This window comes from Quadrisphaera sp. INWT6 (assembly GCF_015390235.1).
Lineage (GTDB): Bacteria > Actinomycetota > Actinomycetes > Actinomycetales > Quadrisphaeraceae > Quadrisphaera.
This window is the reverse complement of record NZ_VUOH01000003.1, coordinates 416,830-438,462: the sequence shown is the minus strand read 5'-3', so window position 1 is coordinate 438,462 and position 21,633 is coordinate 416,830. Positions and strand designations below refer to the sequence as shown.

Genomic DNA, 21,633 nt, shown 5'->3' with positions numbered 1-21,633 from the left:
GCTGGTGCCCCTCGTCCACAGGCCCGGGCGCTCGGCCGGTCGCACCGGTGCCTGGTGGCGAGGGTGGCGTCATGACCAGCGGCCAGCCCCACGACCACCCCGACTCAGTGGCGATCCCCACGAGCAGGGCCCACCACGGCATCGACAGCGCTCTGACCTTCCTCACCGTCGTGCTGGCGGACCCGAGGTCGGGCATCGTCGACGACGATCTCGCTGATGACGTGGCGGACGTCGTCAGTGGCCTGGTCGACGTGCACCCGCCGATGCCGCCACTGGTCTACCCGGACCAGGGGGCCGATGACGACCATCACGCCCTCGCCCTGATCGCCCATGCGCGGCGGCGGTTGCAGCTGGCCGTCGTGGGAGGCGCAGATGAGGCTGAACGGCTGCGTGCAGCAGTCGCATGCCACCGCCTGCGAACGCTCCTCGTGCGGTGGGAGCCGTGAGCGGCTCCTGGCTCGGGCACACCCAGGACCTGTCCGACCACCTGGCCCTCATGCTCGCTACGTCGGAACCCACTCGCGCGGAAGACCTCGACCTCGCGCTCCATGCTCGCAGTGCCGTACTGGGCCTCGCGGTCGAGGTGCACCACGACGTGACTGGTCTTCATCGCAAGTGGCGTCGTCCCGTCGAGGAGTCGGTGTTCTACGAGCACCCCGTCGCCTACCTCGGACGGCTGCTGGACGAACAACGCCGTCCTGAGGTCCACCGCTCGCTGGTCGACGCCATGGGCGAGGATTCCCTCGACGAGGTCGATCGCGGGTGGCGTGACGTGATCCGCTCAGCCACCGCCGCGCGCCACGAGTGGGGCCGGATCGAAGTAGGCGTCAGACGTCTGGACTCGGCGGCATGGACCGCGATGCACCAGGTCGCCCAGCACTGCTCGGCTGTGGGGTGGCTGGACGAGTCGCTGGAACGGGACTGCAGGCACGCCGGACGCCGTGAGCAGGCGGAAGTCCTGCTCGAGAGCGCCAACCGCTTGCGCCCCGCCGCCGCTTCCGTGATGCACCTGGCTGCCAGCGCACCTCTGGAGCACCTGCCAGACCTCAGGGTCAGTCCTGGCCGACGAGCTCTGGTGGTGCGGAGGCCGGAGCAGATCCCACGGGGCGTCGAGCGGTTGACGGAGCTGGTGGCGTCCAGCGAGCATGTGAGTCCCCTGCAGGTCCAAGCTTCGTTCCGGGTCCTCGGGCGGCTCGTCGATCGGGCGGTGGCCTTGTGGGACGCCAACGCGTCCTTGCGGGTTCCCGACGGAGTGCGACCCTTCGATAAAGCTCTCGGGGTCGACGTGGCCGAAGCGATGGCTGATCACGCCCTGACGCTCCGGCGGTCAGCGCGCGATCCGGGGCGGGTGCGGTCCTGCAGCCGGACGACGCACTCGTGGCTGCCCAGATCGACCAGCTGTCCTTGGCCGTCGGCCCCGCTCTGCCGGCTGCGTGGAGGGGCAGATCTGGTGCGGCAGTCGACTTCGCCGGCCAGGTCGCCATGTCGAGCGTCCGGGCGACGCTCGCCCTCGGGGAGGCGGTGTCGTCCAACCTGGCCGACAGCAAGTGGTTGGTCCCCACCGGAGAGCGGGACCCGCTGCGGTTCTCGTGGGTCTTCGCCACCCCGCGACACGCACTGCTCGACGACCCCGACTGCCCGACGCTCCTGAAGTCGGCCGGGCTCGCATGCGCACAGGCGAACACGGTGTCCGATGCCCTGGCGACGGCACCGTTCGGCCGACGGCCTCAAGGCAGGACGGGGCTCGTCGAGGCGGTCGAGCTGCGGGGAGGCGATCTCCTTGCCGCTGCTCTTCGCGATGCAGAGCGCAGGGCGATGCCGACCCCGCCTAGACCGTCCGCCGTCAACCGGCCCCTGACGCGATGACGCTCCGCCCTCCCACAGCCCCTGATCAGACGACGTCACCGGCCGGGCAGCCCCTCAGCGCACCTCGCCGGCAAAAGCGCATCTGAGCGCCAACCCATGAACCAACGCTCGAACCCGACAAGGGAGTCACCGTCATGCCCAAACATCGCCAGCCCACCCCCGCCACGCGCCGAGCCCGCCCGGCACTCGTCACCGCCGGTGCTTTCACGCTCCTGTGCAGCGCCACCGGCGTCGCCCTGGCCGCCACCAACCCGATGTCCGACGAGTTGCAGACTCCCTCTGCGGCGACGACCGCGACCGCCTCGGCGACGTCCGACCCGAGTGCGCCAGCCGCCACGGCGACGAAGGGCCCGGCGCCCACCAAGCCTGACGAGTCGAGCGCTGCGGCAGCGCCCGTCAGTGACGATCACACGTGGCTGTCCGGCGGCTCCGGCGACGGTGCCGCCGACGGCGCACTGGGGGACTGGCGCGGCGACCCCGTCGACATCGTCGGCACCTGGGCCGACGTCGGCGACAATCAGACCGAGCTGTACTCCATCGCCCCGGGCGGGGAGGTCGCCGACTTCCACGGCGCCATCGACATCGCCCCCGGCGGCCTGCTCGACGGCGACACCTGGGCCGCCGCCGCCGACGGCGCCTACGACGACCGCTGGCGCGAGTCCTTGACCCGCATGGCCGAGCTGCGCCAGGGCCGGGGAACCACGTACGTGCGGCCCTTCCACGAGTTCAACCTCGGCGGGTGGAACTGGTCGGTCAGTCCTGGTGATGCCGAGGATTTCAAGGCCGCCTGGACGCGCTACCGCGCCGTCCAGCAGGAGGTCTTCCCCGAGGCGAAACTCGTCTACGGCGTCAACGTCACCAGCTCCGGCACCGGCCTGGACTGGCGCACCACCTGGCCCGGCGCCGACCAGGCTGACGTGCTCGGCGTGGACACCTACAACGGCTGGCCCACCATCACCTCCCAGGCCGATTTCGGCGCCCACCTCGACGCCCGTGGCGACGGCGGCATCCCGATCGGGCTGGACGCCTACAGCGAGCAGGCCGCGGAGTGGGGCGTGCCGTTGGCAGTGCCGGAGTGGTCCGGACGGGCGGAGATGGGCGACGAGAGCGCGTACGTGACCGGGATGGTCGACTGGTTTGCCGCGAACGCCGGTGACGGACCGGGGCAGCTGGCCTACGAGATCCTCTTCAACGCGCCGCAGGACGACGGCAACTTCCAGCTCTTCGCCGACGACACGAAGATGCCCGCCTCAGCGCAGGCCTACGTGGACGCCGTCGCCTCGACCGAGCCTGACCGCACTGCCGATGGTCCTTCGCCGTCGGGGGAGCCGGCCGCAGCGCAGAGCGGAGGGCAGCAGCAGACGCCCTCAGCGACTGCGACCCCCACTGCGACCGCCGAGCCGAGCCAGCCGACCGTAGACGTGACCACTCCCGCCTCGCAGGCCGACGTCGACGAGCTCGTGGCCCGACTGGACGCGCTGCTGGACCGCCTCGAGCAGAGCTGATGCCTCCCGGGCTCGTCCGGGGTGTCAGTGGCGGCGGCGAGCATCGCGCCCGTGGCCGGAGGCATGGCGAAGAAGGGGGCACCGCTGCCCGCGTGGCTGGTCGCTGCCAACACCGAGCGACGCCTGGCGGCTGAGGAGGCGATGCGCCAGCGGCGCCCGCCAGGCAACCCGTTCGTATGGGTTGTTGGCTCGGAGGCGGACTACCCGGGGATCGTCGTCGACCGGCGTCGCGTCGGTGCCGGCTGGCAGATCTATGTCGCGTACACCTCACCGCGGCACGAGCTGATGCAGCAGTGGCTCGACGCCGAGCAGCTCCTGCCCTACGAGAGCCCGGCGCCGAGTCCGCCGGCACCGTGATGACGCCCGCAGGAGGCGCCGGTCTCCGTGGGGGACCGGCGCCTCCTGCGTCGTCGGCCGGGTGGTGCATCGGCTCACCGCGCAAAACCCGGGGCGCGTCCCGGCGATGGTCGAGGCGGCTCACCGGCGGAGTCCAGCTGGAAAGGCCGCTTCTGCAAGGGTCGTGGAGCCTCCCGTGGAGGTAGGTGTCGGCGTCGCCTGGGCCCGACACCCACGTCCACCCTGGCGAGCAGCCCGCCCCCTCCGGTAGGTCAGCCGGGGATGTTGCGAGGGTCGTCGCCGGGAGCGACGGTGTCCTTGGCGCGGATGCGCCCGTCGCGGCCGCTGATCGTCACCTCGCCGCCTCCCTGGTTGCCCACGATGGTCTTGGCGCGGGAGATGGCCTCGGCCTGTGTATCGGTGTGAGCAGAGGCGCGCTTGCCGGCGCCGGTGACATCCCAGCCGCCGTCGGGGTTGGGAACGACGTTCCTATTGGTAGCCATCGAGGAGACTCCTAGATCGACCTTCAGGCCGGCGTCGTGCCGGTGACCACACGGTGGCAGACGCCACCGACAGCCCGGACCGCCATGTCGATCACATCCGACCAACGTCAGCGGAAGGCTGATCAGAAGTTGTTCTGCATCCTGTCGCCGAGCGGGCGGCGACGACGGGTGAGAGGCCCTGTCGGCCACGGATCGACCGTCGTGGTGGGGCCGTAGGTTCCCCCGTCATTCCTGTGGCAATGAGTCGGACATGAAGGACTCGATGCGGCCTCGCGCACTGAGCAGAGACTCCCTTGTCGCCGCAGCTGCTTCGCGGCCGTCGCGCTGACGAGCTGCTTCCACGAGTCGGGTCGGGTAGACCCACAGTGCGTCGTCCCCTGACTCCAAGGCGGTCTTAGCGCCGAAGATCTTGAAGATCCGACACTTGTGCCACAGACCTTCGACGAGCTCCACCAGGTGGCGGTTGGGTTGGCTCCCGTAGAGCGCTCTCAGAAGGTCCTCGTCCCGGTCCAGCGCGCCATCGACGTCCCGGTCGGCGACGGCGTCGCGCAGGAGCTCCAGCTTGTCGCTCATTACTGCGACCTGATCTGGCGAGGCGGCCTCCGCTCCGCGCGCAGCGGCGTCCGTCTCCAGCAGCATGCGGATGTCGTAGATGTGCAGGAGCTCGTCCTTGCTCACCTCACGGACGACGGCGCCGCGGTGAGGTGTGCTGACCGCCAATCCAGCCTCTTCTAGGCGGCGGATGGCTTCGCGCACCGGCATGACGCTGGTGCCTACCTCTTCAGCGATCTGTCGGATCCGCAGACGACTACCACCGGGCAGGCGGCCGTTGACGATCATGTCTCTGAGCGTCACGAAGACCTGGTCGGTCAGCAGCGACGGGGCTGCCGGGGTCATCACCATCGTGGTCCTCCGAGCACTCGGTCCCGCGGTGTCTTCCACGGCCAGGCGCCTAGCGCCTCTGCACGGCTGTGTCCTGTTGCCGTCATGTTAAAGCCGGGAGAAGTGGTCCCTACCCTCTTGTGTGATCTGTGATCACATCCTAGGTTCTCGTCAACACCAAACGCGAGAGCCAGTCACTGAGGTGCGAGTCACAGCTCACACCGCACCCGACTCGCCTGCAGTCAGCACCGACGCACGACCGCGCGCTCACCGACGAGCCCGTGAGCACCACGACGGACCGACAGCCCCTCCACCCGTGCCGCGCCCCCGCCCCGCTCGCACCCCCAGGAGAGACACCATGCAGATCGCCACCGCTTCCCTCGTCAAGTTCCCGCTGGCCTTCGCCGCCGCGGCAGCCCTGATCAGCGTCAGCGCTTGCGGCGGCTCAGGGGATGCCGCACCGGCAGGTGGCGCCGGCTCCGGCAGCGCCGTTCCCGCGGCCAACGCCTCCCTGCCCGCAGCAGACCCCACGCTGGCCGCGATGCTCCCGCAGTCCCTGAAGGACAAGGGCACGATCACCGTCGCCGCCGCCGTGTACGCCCCGGCGGTCATGGTCCCCGAGGGCGGCGGTGCGGCCAGCGGCTGGGACATCCAGATCACCAACGAAGCTGCGGCCCTGCTCGGCCTGCAGGTCGAGTACGCCATCATCCCCTTCGACGGCGTGATCCCGGGCCTGCAGGCCGGCCGCTACGACGCAGCCACCGGCGAGATCAACGTCACCGACGAGCGCACCCAGCAGGTGACCTTCGTGGTTAACCACGTCTCCCAGGACGCCGTCCTGGTGAAGTCCTCCGCCGAGCAGGACTCCTTCGCCTCCGCCGACGACTTCTGCGGCCTCAAGATCGGGGCCGCGATCGGCTCCTCCGAGGCGGCGACCGCCGAGGAGATCGCCAAGGAGTGCACCGATAAGGGCCAGGACACCACCGTCAGCACCTTCCAGACCCAGGCCCTGGTCAACCTGGCGCTGAGCCAGGGGCGCATCGACGCCAACATCGCCAGCAGCAGCCAGGTCGCCTACTCCGTCGACCAGTCCAAGAACACCTTCAAGCTCGCCGAGATGACGTTTGGCCCGGAGATCCAGACCGGCCTGGCGCTGCCGAACAACGCCGACACCGCAGCCACGGCCAAGGCCTTCCAGGCCGCCACCGACAAGCTCATCGCCGACGGACGCCTGCAGGCGATCCTCGACGAGTTCAACGGCGGCCAGGGTGCCGTCACCACCTCCGAGATCGTCCCGGCCCCGGCTGCCTGACCCGGCGCGCCGGAGGAGTCGACATGGTTAAGACCGAAGAGCGCCCGGGCACCCCGGCCCCTGTCATCGACCGAGAGGTGCTTTCGCGCGACGTCGTGCCGCTGCGCCACCCCGGACGCACCCTGGCAGCCGTCGTCCTGGTCTTCCTGCTCGTCGTGCTGGGGCAGTCGCTGGTCACCAACAGCAACTTCCAGTGGCCGACGGTCTGGTTCTACCTGTTCAACCCGCAGATCATGGCCGGCCTGGGCCGCACCCTGCTGCTCACCGCGGTGGCGATGTCCCTGGGGATCGTCCTGGGCATCCTGCTCGCCGCTGCCCGGCTCTCGGAGAACAAGGTCCTGTCCGGACTGGCCGGCGGGTACCTGTGGTTCTTCCGCGGAACGCCGCTGCTCATCCAGCTGGTGTTCTGGTACAACCTCTCGGCCCTCTACCCCCGCCTCGGGCTCGGCGTGCCGTTCGGAGGACCGGAGTTCTTCGGGGCTGACACCAACGACGTCCTGAACGTCTGGCTCGTCGCCCTGCTCGGCCTGGCCCTGCACGAGTCGGCCTACATGGCCGAGATCGTCCGCGGCGGCCTGCTCTCGGTACCCCGCCAGCAGACCGAGGCGGCCCTGGCCCTGGGCATGAGCCCGCTGCTGGTCTTCCGGCGGATCATCCTGCCGCAGGCCCTGCGCGTGATCATCCCGCCGACCGGCAACCAGGTCATCGGGATGCTCAAGTACAGCTCCCTGGTCAGCGTCATCGCCCTGCCCGACCTGCTCTACTCCGCCCAGCTCATCTACACCCAAACCTTCGAGACGATCCCGCTGCTCATCGTCGTCTCCCTCTGGTACCTGCTGTGCACCAGCGTCCTCAGCGTCGCCCAGGGCTACGTCGAGCGCTACTACGGCCGCAGCGTCGCCGCCCAGCCTACCGGCCGCCCCCGCCGCCCGTGGGAGGACGCGGCAAGGCCGCCACCCAGGCCACCCAGCCCGCCAGCTCGCCCGCCACCCCGGCCACCACGGAGGTCCGCTCATGAGCCAGCACTCCAGCACCGCGCTCAACGGCCGCACGAGCAGCCCGACCACCAGCTCGACCGGCACCGCTGACCGCCTCGCCATCAGCGTCACCCCCGCCACCGGCACCTCGGCCAAGCACGCGCCGCGGCCCGGGGAGGAGCCCGTGGTCCGGATCATCGACCTCAGCAAGAGCTTCGGTTCCAACGAGATCCTCAGGGGCGTCAACCTCGACGTCCGCCGCGGCCAGGTCTCCTGCATCCTGGGCCGCTCCGGGTCGGGCAAGTCCACGATGCTGCGCTGCATCAACCACCTTGAGAAGCCCTCCAGCGGCGCCGTCGTGGTCGAGGGCGAGGTCATCGGCTACAAGCTCAAGCACGGACGCCTGCACGAGCTGAAGGCCAAGGAGATCGCCCGCCAGCGCGCCAAGACCGGCATGGTCTTCCAGGCCTTCAACACCTTCCCCCACCTCACCGTGCTGGAGAACCTCATCGAGGCCCCCGTGCGCGTGCTGGGCCGCAAGCCCGAGGAAGTGCGCGGGGAGGCCCTGGCCATGCTGGACCTGGTCGGCCTGAAGGACCGCGCCGCCACCTACCCCGGGCGCCTGTCCGGGGGCCAGCAGCAGCGCGTCGCCATCGCCCGCGCCCTGGTGATGAAGCCCTCGGTGATGCTCTTCGACGAGCCCACCTCCGCGCTGGACCCCGAGCTGGTCGGCGAGGTGCTCGAGGTCATGAAGGACCTCGCCGCCACCGGCATGACGATGATCGTGGTGACCCACGAGATCGGCTTTGCGCGCAGCGTCGCCGACGAGGTCGTGTTCATGTCGGGTGGCACCGTCGCCGAGATCGGCCCTCCCTCCCAGGTCATCGACGACCCGCAGGTGGAGTCCACGCGCCAGTTCCTGCGCTCCATGTCCGAGCGCAGCACCGCCCCGGTCCGCTGAGCAACCCCCCACCGCTTCCTCTCCTCGGAGGTCCCATGTCCACCACCACCGCACCGCTGACCGACGTCCGCCGCGCCGGCGCCGGCCACGCGCTCGTCGAGCCCAGCGACTTGCCCGCCCTGAAGCACTCGATCGCCGGCGAGCCGACCCCCAGCACCGCCACCGAGACCATCGACGTCTTCAACCCCAGCACCGGGGAGAAGATCGCCGCCGTGCCCGCCGGCACCACCGAGGACGTCGACGCCGCCGTCGCTGCCGCCCTGTCCGCCTCTCCCGGATGGGCGAGCACGACGCCCAAGGAGCGCTCGCTGGCCCTGCTGCGCATCGCCGACCGGGTCGAGCAGAACGCCGAGGCCCTGGCTCGCCTGGAGTCCTTCGACACCGGCAAGCCGCTGTCGGTCTCCCGCGACGACGTCGCCCAGGCCGTCGACACCTTCCGCTTCATGGCCGGGGCACTGCGCACCACCACCTCGGCCGCCGCCGACGAGTTCGTCGCCGACCACCTCTCGGTCATCCACCGCGAGCCGCTCGGCGTCGTCGGGGTCGTCACGCCGTGGAACTACCCCCTGCTCATGGCCGCCTGGAAGATCGCGCCGATCCTCGGGGCGGGCAACACCCTGGTCCTCAAGCCGTCGGAGATCACGCCGCTGTCGACACTGAAGTTCGCCGAGCTGGTCGCCGACCTGCTGCCCGCCGGCGCGCTCAACGTCGTCACCGGCACCGGACCCGTCGTCGGCCAGCGCCTGTCGACCCACCCCGACATCGCCCTGGTGGCCCTGACTGGATCGGTCGCCAGCGGCCGCGCCGTGGCCGCCTCGGCGGCGGACTCCCTCAAGCGCGTGCACCTCGAGCTCGGCGGCAAGGCCCCCGTCGTCGTCTTCGCCGACGCCGACCTGGCCGCTGCCGCCAGCTCGCTGCGCGCGGCGGGCTACTGGAACTCCGGTCAGGAGTGCGGCGCCGGCTGCCGGGTGCTCGTGCACGCCTCGGTGGCCGAGGAGTTCACCCGCCTGCTGGTGGCCGAGGTGGAGAGCTTCGCCGTGGGGGAGCCCGGTGCCGGTGACGACGTCGAGATCGGTCCTTTGGTCTCCAAGGGCCACTACGAGAAGGTCGTCGGCTACCTGGACCGCGCCCGCGAGGCCGGCATCGGCGCCGCCGTCGGCGGCGGTGCCACCGGCGGTCCCGGGTGGTTCATCGCCCCGACGGTGCTGGTCGACGTGCCCGTCGGCGCCGAGTGCGCCCGCGAGGAGATCTTCGGGCCCGTCGTCACCGTGGAGACCTTCACCGAGGAGGACGAGGCCGTCAGGCGCGCCAACGAGGTCGTCTACGGCCTGGCCGCCTCGGTGTGGACCCGTGACGCTGCTCGCAGCCATGACGTCGCCCGCCGCCTCGACTTCGGCACCGTCTGGGTCAACTGCCACCTGGTGCTGGCCAGCGAGGTCCCCTGGGGCGGCTTCAAGGGCTCCGGGTACGGGCGGGACCTGTCGGTCTACGCCCTGGAGGACTTCTCCCGCACCAAGCACGTCATGCACAACCGCACCCGCTGACCGAACCGCACGCAGACAGGAGAACGCAGATGAAGGACGTCGTCGTCGTCGGAGCGGGTCTGGCGGGGCTGTCTGCGGGGTGGCGCCTGCGCCACTGGGACTCCCTGGTGCTGGAGGCCGACCACCGCGTGGGCGGACGCATCAAGTCCGAGCGCCGCGGGGACTACTGGCTGAACTGGGGCGGGCACGTCTTCGCCGGCCCTGGCTCCTCCACCGATGCGCTGCTGAACGAGGTCGGGGTGATGGCCGTGGCCGTCCCCGGGTCGCTGCAGGCGCTCTCGATGAACGGCAAGTTCCTGCGCAAGGGCCACATCGCCACCTACCCGCTGCGCATCCCCATGCCGCTGGCCTCCCGCTTGGCGACGGTGGCCGCCGGGATGAAGGTCGTCGCCGGGGTGGCCAAGTACACCGGCGTCGTGCGCAAGCGAGCCGAGGAATCCGGCGCGATGCGCCAGCAGCGCATCTACGACTTCGCCAACACCCAGACCTTCGCCGACATGGTCGGGGACCTGCCCGAGGACGCCGCGGCGCTGTTCAGGACCACCGTGACCCGCTCGGCCGGTGACATGGACCAGATCTCCGCCGGCGCGGGCATCGGGTACTTCAGCCTCGTGCTCGGCTTCGGGCAGGGGCTGAACCGCGGCATCGTCGGCGGCCCCTCCACGCTGACGGAGTCCCTGGCCGCGGCCCTGGGGAACCGGGTACAGCTGGGAGCAGCGGTCACCGAGGTCGTGCACCGCCACAGCTCGGTGCTGGTGCGCTACACCCAGGACGGCGTCGACCACGAGGTCGAGGCCCGCGCCGTGGTGCTGGCCACCACCGCCGACGTCACCCATCGCATCGGCGTGGACCTGCCCGCCGACCTCAAGCAGGCCCTGGGGATGGTGAAGTACGGCCCCCACGTCAGCTCGGCGTTCCTCACCGACGAGACCGGGCCGCAGCCCTGGGACGACATCTACGCCATCGCCGCGCCCAAGCGCTCCTTCGCGATCGCGCTGAACCAGGCCAGCATCGTGCGCGGTTCAGAGTCGGTGCGTCGCCCCGGCGGCAGCTTCATGACCTTCTCCCCGGCCGCGCTCGGCACGGCCCTGCTGGACAAGAGCGACGAGGAGGTCGTCCAGACCCACCTGCGCGACCTAGAGGCGGTGCTGGACTCACCCGGCTTTTCGAAGACCGTCGTGGAGGCCAGGGCCTCGCGCTGGGCTGTGGCTTCCCCGTACTCCTTCCCGGGCCGGGCCAAGATCCAGTCCACCCTCACCCGCGGCGCCGGGCGCGTGTTCCTGGCCGGTGACTACCTCGGGACCCTCTACACCGAGACCTCCATCACCTCGGGCTTCTCCGCCGCCCAGGAGGTCGCCAGCGTGCTGGCCACCGACCGTCAGGCACCGGCGGGTCTGCGTGGCATCGAAGGCTTCGACGGCCTCAGTGCTCTCCAGACGTCTGGCCGTCCCCGCTCTGCCTGAGTGCCGTTTCCCCCGGCCCACATGCATTCGCCCGCTTCTTCACCCCAGACCCACGACCAGGAGTTCACCGTGACCAGTGACCTGCGAGGCGTCCTCACTGCCCTGACCACGCCCTTCGACCGCGACGACGCCATCGACGTCCCCCTGCTCAAGAAGGTCGTCGACCGCTCGATCGACGCGGGCGTCGACGGCGTCGTGGCAGCCGGCTCCACCGGCGAGGTCGGCGCCCTCAGCTCCGAGGAGCGCCGCCAGCTCGTTGACGTCGTGGTGGAGCACACCGCCGGACGCGTGCCCGTCATCGCCCAGACCGGCGCGACCACCACCGCCGAGGCGATCCGCCTGTCCAAGGCGGCGCAGGCCTCCGGCGCTGACGTCCTGATGCTCATCTCGCCCTACTACGAGCCGCTGACCACGGAGGAGACCGTCGCCTACATCCAAGACGTCGCCGCCGCGGTCGAGCTGCCGATCATGCTCTACAACATCCCCTCGGTCACTGGGCTCAACCTCGACCCCGCCACCGTGCGCCGGCTCGCCACCGAGGTCGACAACGTCAGGTACATCAAGGACTCCAGCGCCGACTGGGAGCAGGCGCTGCGCCTGATCCATCACCACTCCGACGTCATCGGCACCTTCATCGGCTGGGACTCCTACCTGTACAGCGCCCTGGTCGAGGGTGCCGCCGGGGTCATGGCCGGCACCGCCAACGTCGTCCCCGCCGAGATCGTCGCCGTGCGCCGTCTCATCGGCGCGGGGGAACTCGCGGGCGCGCTGGCGAAGTGGAAGGTGCTGTACCCGGTGATCGATGCGCTGCTGTCAGAGCCCTTCATCCCCGCCGTCAAGGCCGCCCTTTCGCTGCGGGGGGAGTCGGTCGGCGCCCCGCGGCGCCCCACCGCCCCATCAAGCGAGGAGGCCGTCGCCAGCATCCGACGCTCACTTCAGTCCCTAGCCGCTGCGGATTGAGGCATCTGGCGGTACCTCCCCGGCGCTAGGAGCCGCGACGCGGTGAGCTGACGTGGGTGCCGCTTTTCGCGATCGGCGGCGTCCGCTGGGCGGCGGAACGATGCCCTTCCGCTGTCGGGGTGAGCTTCTGCTCACTCGCACCAGCTGAGCGCCGGGGCGGACCGGTGCTCTGCAGCGCCGGACCGCCCCGGCCCCTAGGCGCCCTCATCCCGACACGGCGTCCGGGCCCACCGACCAGAGGCTGGCAGTGATGACGGACGGGCCAGGCGTAGTCACCGCCGCGGTTCAGCTCGGGTTGCGCGCCAGGTCCGCGACGCCGATCATCCCGGCGTCATTCCCCAGGGTGGCCAGCTCCAACGGAATTGCGGGCCGATGGCCGCGGGCGGTGAGCTGGCGGGCGAAGGCAGCACGCGCCGGACCCAGGAGAAGGTCGCCGGCCTCCGAGACGCCCCCGCCAACCACCACGAGCCTCGGGTCGAGCGCGGCCACGACGCTCGCCGCGCCTTCCCCGATCCAGCGGCCCAGATCGGCCAACAGCTCTATCGCGGCTGTGTCGCCCTCCAGAGCGGCCTTCGTGACGGTGGGCCCCTGGATTGCCTGTGGATCGTTCCCGGCCAACTCCAGCAGGTGGGCCGCCAGCGGTGAGCCAGTGCTCGCCATGGCGCGGGCCTCGCGCACCAGCGCCCGCCCCGAGGCGTACTGCTCCCAGCAGCCCCGGTTGCCGCAGCCGCAAGGATGGCCGTTGGGGACCACTCGCACGTGCCCCAGCTCACCGGCGAAGCCGCTGGCGCCGCGCAGCAGGCGGTCGCCGATGACGATGCCGCCGCCCAGCCCGGTGCCGATGGTCAGCAGCACCATGTCGTGGACCTCATGATCAGCGCTACTAGCGCTGCGCCCGGTCCCGTGCGCGAACTCCCCCCACGCCGCGGCGTTGGCGTCGTTCTCCACAACCACCGGCAGACCGAGGGCGCCCTCGAGGTCGGCGCGCACCGGCTCGTCGCGCCAGGCCACGTTCGGGGCGAACGTCACCACCGAACGGCTGACGTCGACGAAGCCGGCAGCGGCCACCCCCTCGGCGGCCACGTCGTGCTCATGACGCAGCTCTATGACCGCATCCACTACTGCCGCCTCGATCGCCTTCGCATCTCGCGCAGGGGTCTCACGGCGCGTGCGGGCCAGGATGCGTCCACGGGCGTCGACCACCCCAGCCGCGATCTTGGTCCCGCCGATGTCCACGCCGATGGTCAGGCGTTCAGCACCTGCACCGACAGCGGTGCCGGGGACGGCGGCGGGGGCGGTGCTGACTGCGGACGCCACGTGGCTGCTCACGTCAGCGCTTGGTGGAGAAGGCGGCGTCGAAGGCCGCTGCCGGCGGGGAGATCCTCGCGAGCTCCTTCACCATCGCCAGCGCCTGGGGCGCACCCACGAGGCGGTCCATGCCGGCGTCCTCCCACTCCACGCTCGTGGGGCCGGAGTAACCGATGGCGTTGAGGGTGCGGAAGATCGGCTCCCAGTCCACGTGGCCGTGGCCGGCGGTGACGAAGTCCCAGCCGCGGCGCGGGTCGGCCCACGGCAGGTGCGAGCCCAGGCGGCCGTTGCGGCGACGCTGGTATGCCGGTGCCCGAGCCACTCAGCCTGGATGGTGCCGTCGAGACGGTGCGCCTGGTGGCGGGCGATGCCGGACAGGAGTGCTGGCCCCACCAGCTCGGTCTCGAAGGGGTCGCCTCAGCCGGTCACCTGTTGCGCCGCGTGCACGAGGCCAGCCGGACGTGGGTGCCACCCGCCGACGCCGTCTGGGCGGTCCCCGAGGAGCCTGCGGTCAGTGGGTCGGAGCGGGTCATCTGTCACGGGGATGCTCAACCGGCCAACTTCGCGTGGTCCGGCGGGGTGGCCGTGGGCCTGTTCGACTGGGACAGCGCCCGGCCTGCACCAGCGTGCAGTGACGTCGCCTACGCCCTGGAGTGGCTGGCTCCCTTCGAGGACGACCCGCAGGAGCTCGCGCGTCGGGGGTTCGCCGATGTGCCTGACCGTCGAGGGCGCGTTCGGGCCTTCCTGGACGGTTATGGCTGGGCCGAGCCACTGGACGTGGTGGGAGCGGTGGTCCACCGCCAGCAGCTCGCCATCGAGGAGGTGGTGCATCTGGGGCGGGCGGGGCACGAGCCGCATGCGTCGTGGGTGGCGCAGGGGTGGCCGGCGCGGTGGCGGTCCAAGTTGGTCACGACTCGTCGCCTTGCTCATCAGGTCGATGACGAGCAGGTCAGTGAGCGGTAGTTCATGTCTCACCGAAGGATCGTCGACCGGGCGCGCGGGGCTGGCGCTAAGCCGGTGCGTCAGCTGCGATGTGTCATTCGCCGATCGGTTGCTGGGTCTGTGTCGTAGGTACCGATGCGATGTAGTCATCGACCGTCTTGGACAGCCGACTTGCTAGTTCCTGCACCAGACGAAGCTCAGCCGGGGAGTACTCCAGCAGGACCGTGTGCAGCTGCTGGGTCAGGGGTGCGTAGAAGCCGTCTGCGGTGTCGTGGATCGCGTGGGTGGAGTGCAGTGTCACCACCCGGCGATCCCGATGCTCACGGGACCTGACCAGGTGCCCCGCCTCTTCCAGCCGGTTCAGCAGCGTCGAGGTAGCCCCCGTCGACAGCCCCACCCGCTCCGCCAGGCGCGCCGGCGTCAACGGTGCGCCGCGCTGCTCGGCGGTGAGGACCTCCACGATCGCGTTCGCGTCGGTGGTGTGCATGCCGCGTGCGCGGGCGAAGTGCCTACCCAGCTCGCGCTGGCTGGTCGCCAGAGCCCTCAGCGCACCCAGCACCTGCACGGCATGGCCGTGCCGGCCCGCACCGCCCGTCCCGTCGCCCGTCCCACTGCCCGTCGCAGCGCTCATGCAGGCTCCCCTCCGCTTCCTCGTCCCGGCGTTGCACCATATCCGTCGGCAAGTATCTTTACGACGTAATTACTTTGCGCGGAACCACAACGGGGCGAACCCATCCCACCGGGTGGACCCGGTGAAGGCCCACCACGACAGCTCAGGAGGATCATGACCACCCTCGTCATCGGCGCCCGCGGACACATCGGCGCCGCCGTGGTGAAAGACCTGCTCGCCGCCGGCGAACAGGTCCGCGCCTCCAGCCGCGCTCCTGAGCGTGCCGGCCTGCCCAGCACCGTCGAGGTCGTCCACGGTGACCTGAGCGACCCGGCCACCTTCCCCGCCCTGGTCACCCGGGTGCAGAAGGTGTTCCTCTACGCCAGCGCCGACCACGCCCCCTCCTTCACCGCCGCCTGCTCAGCAGCAGGGGTGCAGCACGTCGTCCTGCTGTCCTCTAACTCCGTCCTCTTCCCCGACCCCACCTCCAACCCCGTCACCGTGGAGCACCTGCGCGCCGAGCAGGCCCTGCAGGACTCCGGCGTGGACTGGACCTTCGTGCGACCGGGCTACCTGGCGACCAACTCCCTGCGCTGGGCGCGCACGATCCGCCAGGAACGCGCCGTCAGGACCGCCTTCCCCGACGGCGCCACCCCTCTGGTGCACGAGCGGGACGTCGCCGCCGTCGCCGCCCGGGCCCTGCTGGATGACTCCCTGCGCGGACAGGCCCCGCTGGTCCTGGGTGGGGCGAGCCTGACTGAGCGCGAGCAGGTCGCCACCATCTCCCAAGCCCTGGGGACGCCCATCGCCTTCGAGGTGGTCGATGTGCAGACCTACCGCACTGAGCTGCTCACCCAGATCCCCGCCTTCTACGCCGACGCCCTCATCCAGACCCGCGGCCAGGTCCCCCAGATCCCCGAACCCGTCCGCACCGACTCCGTCCCCGCGGTGCTCGGGCGCCCAGCACTCACCTACGCGCAGTGGACGCGTGACCACGTCGCGGACTTCCGATGACTCGAGCGCCCAGGATGACCAGGGCTGCGCAGCCCGAACCACTCCGGGATCCGCGACGCCCCTTCAACCCCTTGTTCTGGGCGCTGGCGCAGGTGGGTTCACGCGCCCATCCCACGATCCCCCCAGCACTGGACATCACCATCACACCGCTGCCGCAGCCCTACGAAATTTCGGTCCCCACCCGGCACGGCCACGTGCGCTCGATCGTGGTCAGTCCCCCCACCCTGGTGTCACATCCAGGGGTCTCGGACCCACCGGCGCCGGGTCCTGTGGTGCTGCAGCTGCACGGAGGCGGCTTCATCAACCGCTATCCCGAGCAAGACCTCCACATCGCCCGCTACCTGGCGGCCAGCCTGGGTGCCACCGTCGTGCTGCCCGACTACGACACCGCTCCCACGGCGCGCTACCCGGTCGCCGAGGAAGAGGTGTACGACATCGCCTGCTGGGTCCAGGCCCACGGGCGCACCCAGGGCTGGGACGGCGAGCGGTTGCTGCTGTCGGGGGTGAGCGCCGGCGCGAAGCTGTCCATCAACACCTGCCAGCAGCTGCACGCTGCAGGCGCACCGCTGCCGGTGGCCGTCTCGCTGATCGTGCCCTTCACCGACGCCACCCGTGCCGACCGCACCTCCGCGGCCGCTCGTCCGGCGATCAGTCCGATGGTGCAGCGCGCGGTGCAGTGGAGCTACTTCCCCGACGTCGTGCGGCGCGCAGAGGTACTGGCCTCTCCACGCCTGGATGCCGCACTGCCCGCAGCGATGCCACCGACGCTCATTCAGAGCGGCGAGATGGACACCCTGGCCGCCGATGCCGAGGAGCTGGCGGAGGTGCTGCACACCGCTGGCGTGGAGGTCGTGCACCGGCAGTACCCCGGAGCCGATCATGACTTCTACTCCAAGGAGCCGGTCGCCACCGTCCGTGCGCTGCTCGCCGAGATCGAGCGGTTCTTCTCCTCGCACCTGACGCCGACGAGGTGACGGATTTCCACAGTTGGGGGCCGCTCCGGCGAAGGTGCTCGTTGACCGTCGTGGAGAAGGACCGGCGACCGAGCGCCCTCTCAGACCTTCCCCTTGCCGATGGCCGCAACGATCGTGTGTCACACGGGATCACTACCCGGGCAGTCTCTGCGTTGCGTTCAGTCGAGGGCGGCGGCTTGTCGAGCCAGAGCGGCAGCCTGGACGCTGGTGCGCGCGCCGTACTTGCACCGGGCAGCCGCCAAGTGCTGGGCCGCGGTACCGACTGCCACCCCCAGGTGCGCGGCGACCCCGGCCGTGGAGTGGCCCTGCTCGATGAGCAGCAGGACCTGCCGCTCCCGCGCTGTCAACAGCGCGGGAGCGTTGGCGCGCTGAGCGCGCTGCTCCAGCGCTGCGAGCTCTTCCTCGGCGACCAGCACTACTGGTGCGCCGCTGGGTGAAAGCAGTATCACGCGCACCTGCCGGTGCGCCACGGCGTCCAAGACGGTCGCCCACTCACGCGAGGAGGTGGGTGGTGGTGCGGTGCTCTCTGTTGCCATGAGCCGTTCCGACACCTTCAGCCTGTTGTCTTTATCGATCAATGTAGGACAGCACGGGTCTTCCTCTGCCCGGTGATCTGCCCGGTGATCTACCCGGTGATCTGCCCGATGCGGAACGGCTGTGGCGACATACCCCGGGTTGCCCAGGACCACCGCCCGGCAGGAGCCCCCGAGGTCCCCCGAGACTTCGGGCGGCCGACCGGTTGTCCTGGCGCGTCGTCGGTCAGGGAGAGGGCGTCCCATGCCCGCCCCCGTCAGACCAAGGTCCGGTGAGGGTGAGCGCAGGACCAAGTGGCGGCCGGCACCACCTCAGCCACTCGGTCAGCCAGCCGACCAGTAGTCATGACCAAGCACCTGCCCAGCGCTGAGGTGGTCCAGGACCAGACCTGCAGCGGCCTCGTCGATGCTTACGGCGTGGATGAGGGCATAGGTGCGCAGCGCCGCCAGCGCCCCCTCACGGTCCACACCGCCGTCAGCATCCATCAACGCTTCCTCGGCCTGCCAGACCGCGGCCCGGGGTCCGGCGGTGCGCGAGTCCAGCCAGTCCGACTCTGCGCTGGACGCGGCCGCGGTGACTTCGGCCAGCACCACCCCCAGGGCTGCGCTGACGGTCTCGATCCTCCTCAGCATCGCCTGCAGAGCCTGGGTGGCGGCTTCGGCAGCTGCATCGGTGGTGGTTCCGGGTGCGGCCATGGGGTGGTGCAAGTAGCAGGTCAGCACCAGTGGCACCCGCACTAGCGGTACCGGGGTGGGCGGGCCAGACCCTGCGCCTGCGCGGTCCGCTGACGGCCCTGTCGGTGAGGTGGCCGGTGAGGTGGCCGGTGAGGTGGCCGGTGAGGTGGCCGGTGAGGTGGCCGGTGAGGTGGCCGGTGAGGTGGCCGGTGAGGTGGCCGGTGAGGTGGCCGGTGAGGTGCCCGGTGAGGTGCCCGGTGAGGTGCCCGGCGGATCGGGCGCGAGAAGCCCGGGCGCGGGCACGGGGACAGCGATCACTGAGCGGAAGGTGGTGGTGCGGCCTAACAGGAGGGCGTATGCCGGCCAGTACCGACGGCCGACGGCATCGGCATCGGCGACATCCGTCATCAAAGCGGTGCCCCGGGTGAGGTGGGCGTACAGGCAGGGTCCTTCGCCGGCGGTGAACTGGGCCTGCTCGGCGGCGGCGGCGTGGGGGTCGCTGGCTCCCACGGGCACGGACATGGTGGGGGTGTAGACGGCGGCCAGGCTGGCACCGTCGGCGCCCAGCAGGGTCATGGCTGCTGCGCAGAGCCGGTCGGCGAGGTCTTCGGTGGGGCCGGGGTGTGCTGCGCGCAGGTCGTGCAGTGCACGTGCTGTCGGGGCGGTGCTGGGTGTGGACGGGCCAGCAGGGTGGGTGGTGCCGTCGTCGGCGTCGATGGTGGTCCTGTTCCGGTGTCGCCACAGCTTGGTGGCGTCGCCGGTGGTAGCGAGGTCGCCGGCGACGGGAGCGACGGCCGGTTCCTCGACCGCCGCTCACCGCGGCAGCGAGGTTTGCACTGCGCGCCCAGTTAAGGACGGGGTGGCGGTGGGTGCTCGTTGATGTTGGCACTCACTCCGGTGACGGTTTCCGAGTGAGTCGGTCGCAGCCTGTAGGTGTTCACACGACCGCATCCTGTGTCCCGTGGGGCCACCGTCGATCGGGCGCCTCGAGCCGTCCCGGACGACCGGACCCAGACCCCACGGCTCGTCGTATTCGGGATCCCCACCCGGTCAGCGGCACGCTGACCGTCGCTTACTGAGAAGGGGCTCGGAAGGCGTCTTGTAGAACCTCCGCCCGATCAGTTCGAGCGAGCCACCGGGCCGTGACGGCGCTTCCGTGCTGTAGCGCAGAGAGCATCGCGAGCAGCGCCACCACGGGGTGCGCCACGTCGTCGTCGAAGTCAGGAGCCGGCAGCCCGACGCTGGCGGCGAGGTCATCGGCGTGCACGAAAACCTCCATTAACCGCGCGGCGAGAAAGTCCTCGGTGGTGACCGTGCAGTCCTGCCAGGGCACGTACGTCAACGGGCCAGCCGCTGCGATGGCCGCGGGTAGCTCCTCTCGCGCGCGCGCCAAGACGGTCACCGACTGCTCCTGGCCGCCGTCGGCCATGGCGTTGAAGTTGTCGCGGATCGAGGTGTTCTCCACGGCGTCCGCAGGGGCGCTGAACCAGTCCGAGCGGCCGTACAGCTCAGCCAGTGAGACCACCTCCGCGTGCGCAGGTGGGGGTTGGCGGACGAGGAAGGCCAGCGCAGTCTCGAACTGGTTGACCAGGTGGCGTGTCAGCCCACCGACGGTCATCTCGGGCAGCACGGACTCGCCCTCCCACGCCGCGCCGACCTTGACCGCGGAGACCAGCGGGGCGATGGTGCCGGCGGCTCGGACAAGAGCTGACCGCTCAAGGCTCGAGACGAAGGTGAGCGCCATATCTCCACGGTAGGACCGGTCGGGTGGCACTGCTCGGTAGCCAGATCCGGACGGATCGGCCGTCCAAGGCGCGGGCGATTGTCGACCCGACGCCCACCGCGCGCTTCCCGGGCCCGCTGCCCGCTTAGCGCGACGACTCAGGCCGTCTCACTCGCGGATGGCTACCTCGGACAGTCGGCCGTCCTCATGCGCCCGCGGCGTGCCGCGCATCGACTTGCGCGGCATCACCTCTCGTCTAGCGACGACGAGCCAGCGCCGAGCGCAGGTTGACCTTCTCGGTGTAGGCGATCGAGCCGTACCGGAAGATCTGCACCGCGACTCGCAGCACCAGCGCGGTCAGCACCACCAGCTCCAAGGTGACGACGCCGGCCTGCCACAACGGCAGGTTCCCGAAGGCGTTGCGCAGCAGCGCGGTCACCGGGGCGGTGTAGGGGAAGTAGGTGAAGGCCTGCACGATCGGCGCCCCCGGGGCCGTGACGACCAACGCCACCGCGTAGAACGGTACGAAGATCAGAACTGTCATCACCCCGAACAGCGGACCGGCGTCCTTGGCCGTCGGCATCGCCGCCCCCAGCGCCACCAGCGTGGCGGTGAACAGTGCGAACCCGCACACCAGCAGCACCGCCCCGATGAGCATGCGCTGCGGGTCCAGTGCCAGGCCGTCCAGGCCCAGGTCGGGGATGGCCAGGTGCTGGTGCAGCGCCAGGTAGCCGACCAGGGTGGGGGCGGCGAAGACCAGCATCTGCACCACCCCGACGGTGAACAGGGCGATCACCTTGCCGGTGATCAGGTCGGTGGGGTCGATGGTGGTCAGCACCATCTCGGTGACCCGGTTCTCCTTCTCCTCCAACAGCGCGTTGAGCATCTGGTTGCCCAGCAGCAGGATCAGCAGGTAGAAGGCCACCAGGTACAGCAGCGGCGGGATCACCGCCCCGATTCCGGCGCTGCGCTCACCCTGGTCGTAGGTGGTCAGCGAGGTGCCCACCTGCCCACCGGCCAGGTCGGTCAGCTGGGGTGAGCCGATGCGCTCAGCGACGCTGGCCTGCAGCAGGGAGGTGGCGGTGGTGTCGTAGCGGCTGTTGCCGATGACGCCGGCGTCGGCGGCTTGGATCACCACGTCTTGGGTGGTGGGGTCTTGGGGGTAGGCGATGTAGGCCTGCAGCTGCCCGTCGCGTACCTGCGCCAGCGCCTCGGCGGGGTCGTCGGTGGGGGTTCCGCCGGCGGTGGTGGCCAGTGCGGGGTCGATCAGGCCGGAGGCGTCGGTGTAGGCGAAGGTGAACCGGGCCTGGGCCGCGGCTGCTGCTGAGGTCCCTGAGCCGGAGTTGGACAGGCTCACCAGCGCAGCGATCAGGGTCAGGACCACGGGCACGGTCAGGATCGCGATCCAGAACCGTGGCTTGTTCAGCGTGCGGGTGATCTCAAAGCGGACCACGGTGCCCAGGTTGTGCCGCCCCCGTCGCTGCTGAACCCCGCGCCGTGAGCGGCTCTTGTCTTGCTGCGGTGGCCGCTCCTGGGGTGCTGCGC

21 protein-coding genes and 1 pseudogene are annotated in these 21,633 nt (G+C 70.4%); 13 read left to right on the top strand and 9 right to left on the bottom strand.

Annotated features, from left to right (window positions below; all coding sequences use genetic code 11):
- The first annotated feature begins 71 nt into the window (after positions 1-71).
- The 4 genes from F1641_RS11860 to F1641_RS11845 all read left to right on the top strand — a co-directional run bounded on the left by F1641_RS11860 (position 72) and on the right by F1641_RS11845 (position 3,728).
- Entirely contained in the window at positions 72-446 is a 375-nt protein-coding gene (locus tag F1641_RS11860; protein WP_194905721.1) for a hypothetical protein, read from the top strand.
- Between the two features lie 931 nt (positions 447-1,377).
- Complete coding sequence (locus F1641_RS11855) at positions 1,378-1,866, top strand: hypothetical protein (protein ID WP_194905719.1); 489 nt, start codon at positions 1,378-1,380, stop codon at positions 1,864-1,866.
- A 134-nt stretch (positions 1,867-2,000) separates the two neighbouring features.
- Entirely contained in the window at positions 2,001-3,371 is a 1,371-nt protein-coding gene (locus tag F1641_RS11850) for a hypothetical protein (RefSeq protein WP_194905716.1), read from the top strand.
- 51 nt (positions 3,372-3,422) lie between these two features.
- Complete coding sequence (locus F1641_RS11845) at positions 3,423-3,728, top strand: hypothetical protein (RefSeq protein WP_194905714.1); 306 nt, start codon at positions 3,423-3,425, stop codon at positions 3,726-3,728.
- A gap of 251 nt (positions 3,729-3,979) precedes the next feature.
- Here F1641_RS11845 and F1641_RS11840 read toward each other — a convergent pair whose 3' ends face one another.
- Entirely contained in the window at positions 3,980-4,210 is a 231-nt protein-coding gene (locus F1641_RS11840; protein WP_194905712.1) for a DUF2188 domain-containing protein, read from the bottom strand.
- Between the two features lie 225 nt (positions 4,211-4,435).
- Positions 4,436-5,152 carry a GntR family transcriptional regulator gene (locus F1641_RS11835; protein WP_206691046.1) on the bottom strand — a complete coding sequence of 239 codons (717 nt, stop codon included), beginning with the start codon at positions 5,150-5,152 and terminating at the stop codon, positions 4,436-4,438.
- A gap of 298 nt (positions 5,153-5,450) precedes the next feature.
- Between F1641_RS11835 and F1641_RS11830 the strand changes: the two genes are divergently transcribed.
- The 6 genes from F1641_RS11830 (at position 5,451) to dapA (ending at position 12,309) form a co-directional block, all read left to right on the top strand.
- Positions 5,451-6,404, top strand: a complete 954-nt coding sequence (locus F1641_RS11830) for a transporter substrate-binding domain-containing protein (protein WP_194905710.1) — start codon at positions 5,451-5,453, stop codon at positions 6,402-6,404.
- Between the two features lie 23 nt (positions 6,405-6,427).
- Positions 6,428-7,492: an amino acid ABC transporter permease gene (locus F1641_RS11825; RefSeq protein WP_194905708.1), complete on the top strand. Its 1,065-nt coding sequence runs from the start codon at positions 6,428-6,430 to the stop codon at positions 7,490-7,492.
- Positions 7,419-8,342, top strand: coding sequence for an amino acid ABC transporter ATP-binding protein (locus F1641_RS11820; protein WP_206691045.1), 924 nt, complete (start codon positions 7,419-7,421; stop codon positions 8,340-8,342). Before F1641_RS11825 ends, F1641_RS11820 begins: the two co-directional genes overlap by 74 nt.
- A 35-nt stretch (positions 8,343-8,377) precedes the next feature.
- A complete protein-coding gene (locus F1641_RS11815; RefSeq protein WP_194905706.1) occupies positions 8,378-9,886 on the top strand; it encodes an aldehyde dehydrogenase family protein in 1,509 nt (502 codons plus the stop codon).
- Positions 9,887-9,915: 29 nt separating this feature from the next.
- Positions 9,916-11,349, top strand: a complete 1,434-nt coding sequence (locus F1641_RS11810) for an NAD(P)/FAD-dependent oxidoreductase (protein ID WP_194905704.1) — start codon at positions 9,916-9,918, stop codon at positions 11,347-11,349.
- A gap of 69 nt (positions 11,350-11,418) precedes the next feature.
- The gene (dapA, locus tag F1641_RS11805) at positions 11,419-12,309 is read left to right on the top strand and encodes a 4-hydroxy-tetrahydrodipicolinate synthase (RefSeq protein WP_194905702.1); all 891 of its coding nucleotides are present in this window, start codon (positions 11,419-11,421) and stop codon (positions 12,307-12,309) included.
- Positions 12,310-12,594: 285 nt separating this feature from the next.
- On the opposite strand, the gene F1641_RS11800 is transcribed toward dapA, so the two are convergent.
- Positions 12,595-13,557, bottom strand: coding sequence for an ROK family glucokinase (locus tag F1641_RS11800; RefSeq protein ID WP_194905994.1), 963 nt, complete (start codon positions 13,555-13,557; stop codon positions 12,595-12,597).
- Positions 13,558-13,639: 82 nt separating this feature from the next.
- Positions 13,640-13,909: pseudogene (locus F1641_RS11795) on the bottom strand (sugar phosphate isomerase/epimerase family protein); the annotation flags it as partial.
- A 17-nt stretch (positions 13,910-13,926) separates the two neighbouring features.
- On the opposite strand from F1641_RS11795, the gene F1641_RS11790 reads away from it, so the two are divergent.
- Positions 13,927-14,580: a phosphotransferase gene (locus F1641_RS11790; protein WP_194905701.1), complete on the top strand. Its 654-nt coding sequence runs from the start codon at positions 13,927-13,929 to the stop codon at positions 14,578-14,580.
- A gap of 73 nt (positions 14,581-14,653) precedes the next feature.
- On the opposite strand, the gene F1641_RS11785 is transcribed toward F1641_RS11790, so the two are convergent.
- Positions 14,654-15,190, bottom strand: coding sequence for a MarR family winged helix-turn-helix transcriptional regulator (locus F1641_RS11785; RefSeq protein WP_194905698.1), 537 nt, complete (start codon positions 15,188-15,190; stop codon positions 14,654-14,656).
- 153 nt (positions 15,191-15,343) lie between these two features.
- Here F1641_RS11785 and F1641_RS11780 point away from each other — a divergent pair, with 153 nt between their 5' ends.
- Both F1641_RS11780 and F1641_RS11775 read left to right on the top strand, forming a co-directional pair.
- A complete protein-coding gene (locus F1641_RS11780; protein ID WP_194905696.1) occupies positions 15,344-16,183 on the top strand; it encodes an NAD(P)H-binding protein in 840 nt (279 codons plus the stop codon).
- A gap of 272 nt (positions 16,184-16,455) precedes the next feature.
- Positions 16,456-17,157 (top strand): alpha/beta hydrolase fold domain-containing protein, encoded by a 702-nt coding sequence (locus tag F1641_RS11775; RefSeq protein WP_194905693.1) that lies wholly within the window; start codon positions 16,456-16,458, stop codon positions 17,155-17,157.
- Between the two features lie 158 nt (positions 17,158-17,315).
- On the opposite strand, the gene F1641_RS11770 is transcribed toward F1641_RS11775, so the two are convergent.
- The 4 genes from F1641_RS11770 to F1641_RS11755 all read right to left on the bottom strand — a co-directional run bounded on the left by F1641_RS11770 (position 17,316) and on the right by F1641_RS11755 (position 21,541).
- Complete coding sequence (locus F1641_RS11770; RefSeq protein ID WP_194905691.1) at positions 17,316-17,627, bottom strand: LuxR C-terminal-related transcriptional regulator; 312 nt, start codon at positions 17,625-17,627, stop codon at positions 17,316-17,318.
- Positions 17,628-18,014: 387 nt separating this feature from the next.
- Complete coding sequence (locus tag F1641_RS11765) at positions 18,015-18,941, bottom strand: hypothetical protein (RefSeq protein ID WP_194905690.1); 927 nt, start codon at positions 18,939-18,941, stop codon at positions 18,015-18,017.
- Positions 18,942-19,437: 496 nt separating this feature from the next.
- Entirely contained in the window at positions 19,438-20,109 is a 672-nt protein-coding gene (locus F1641_RS11760; protein WP_194905689.1) for a maleylpyruvate isomerase N-terminal domain-containing protein, read from the bottom strand.
- Between the two features lie 235 nt (positions 20,110-20,344).
- Positions 20,345-21,541, bottom strand: coding sequence for an ABC transporter permease (locus F1641_RS11755; protein WP_206691044.1), 1,197 nt, complete (start codon positions 21,539-21,541; stop codon positions 20,345-20,347).
- Positions 21,542-21,633 lie beyond the last annotated feature (92 nt).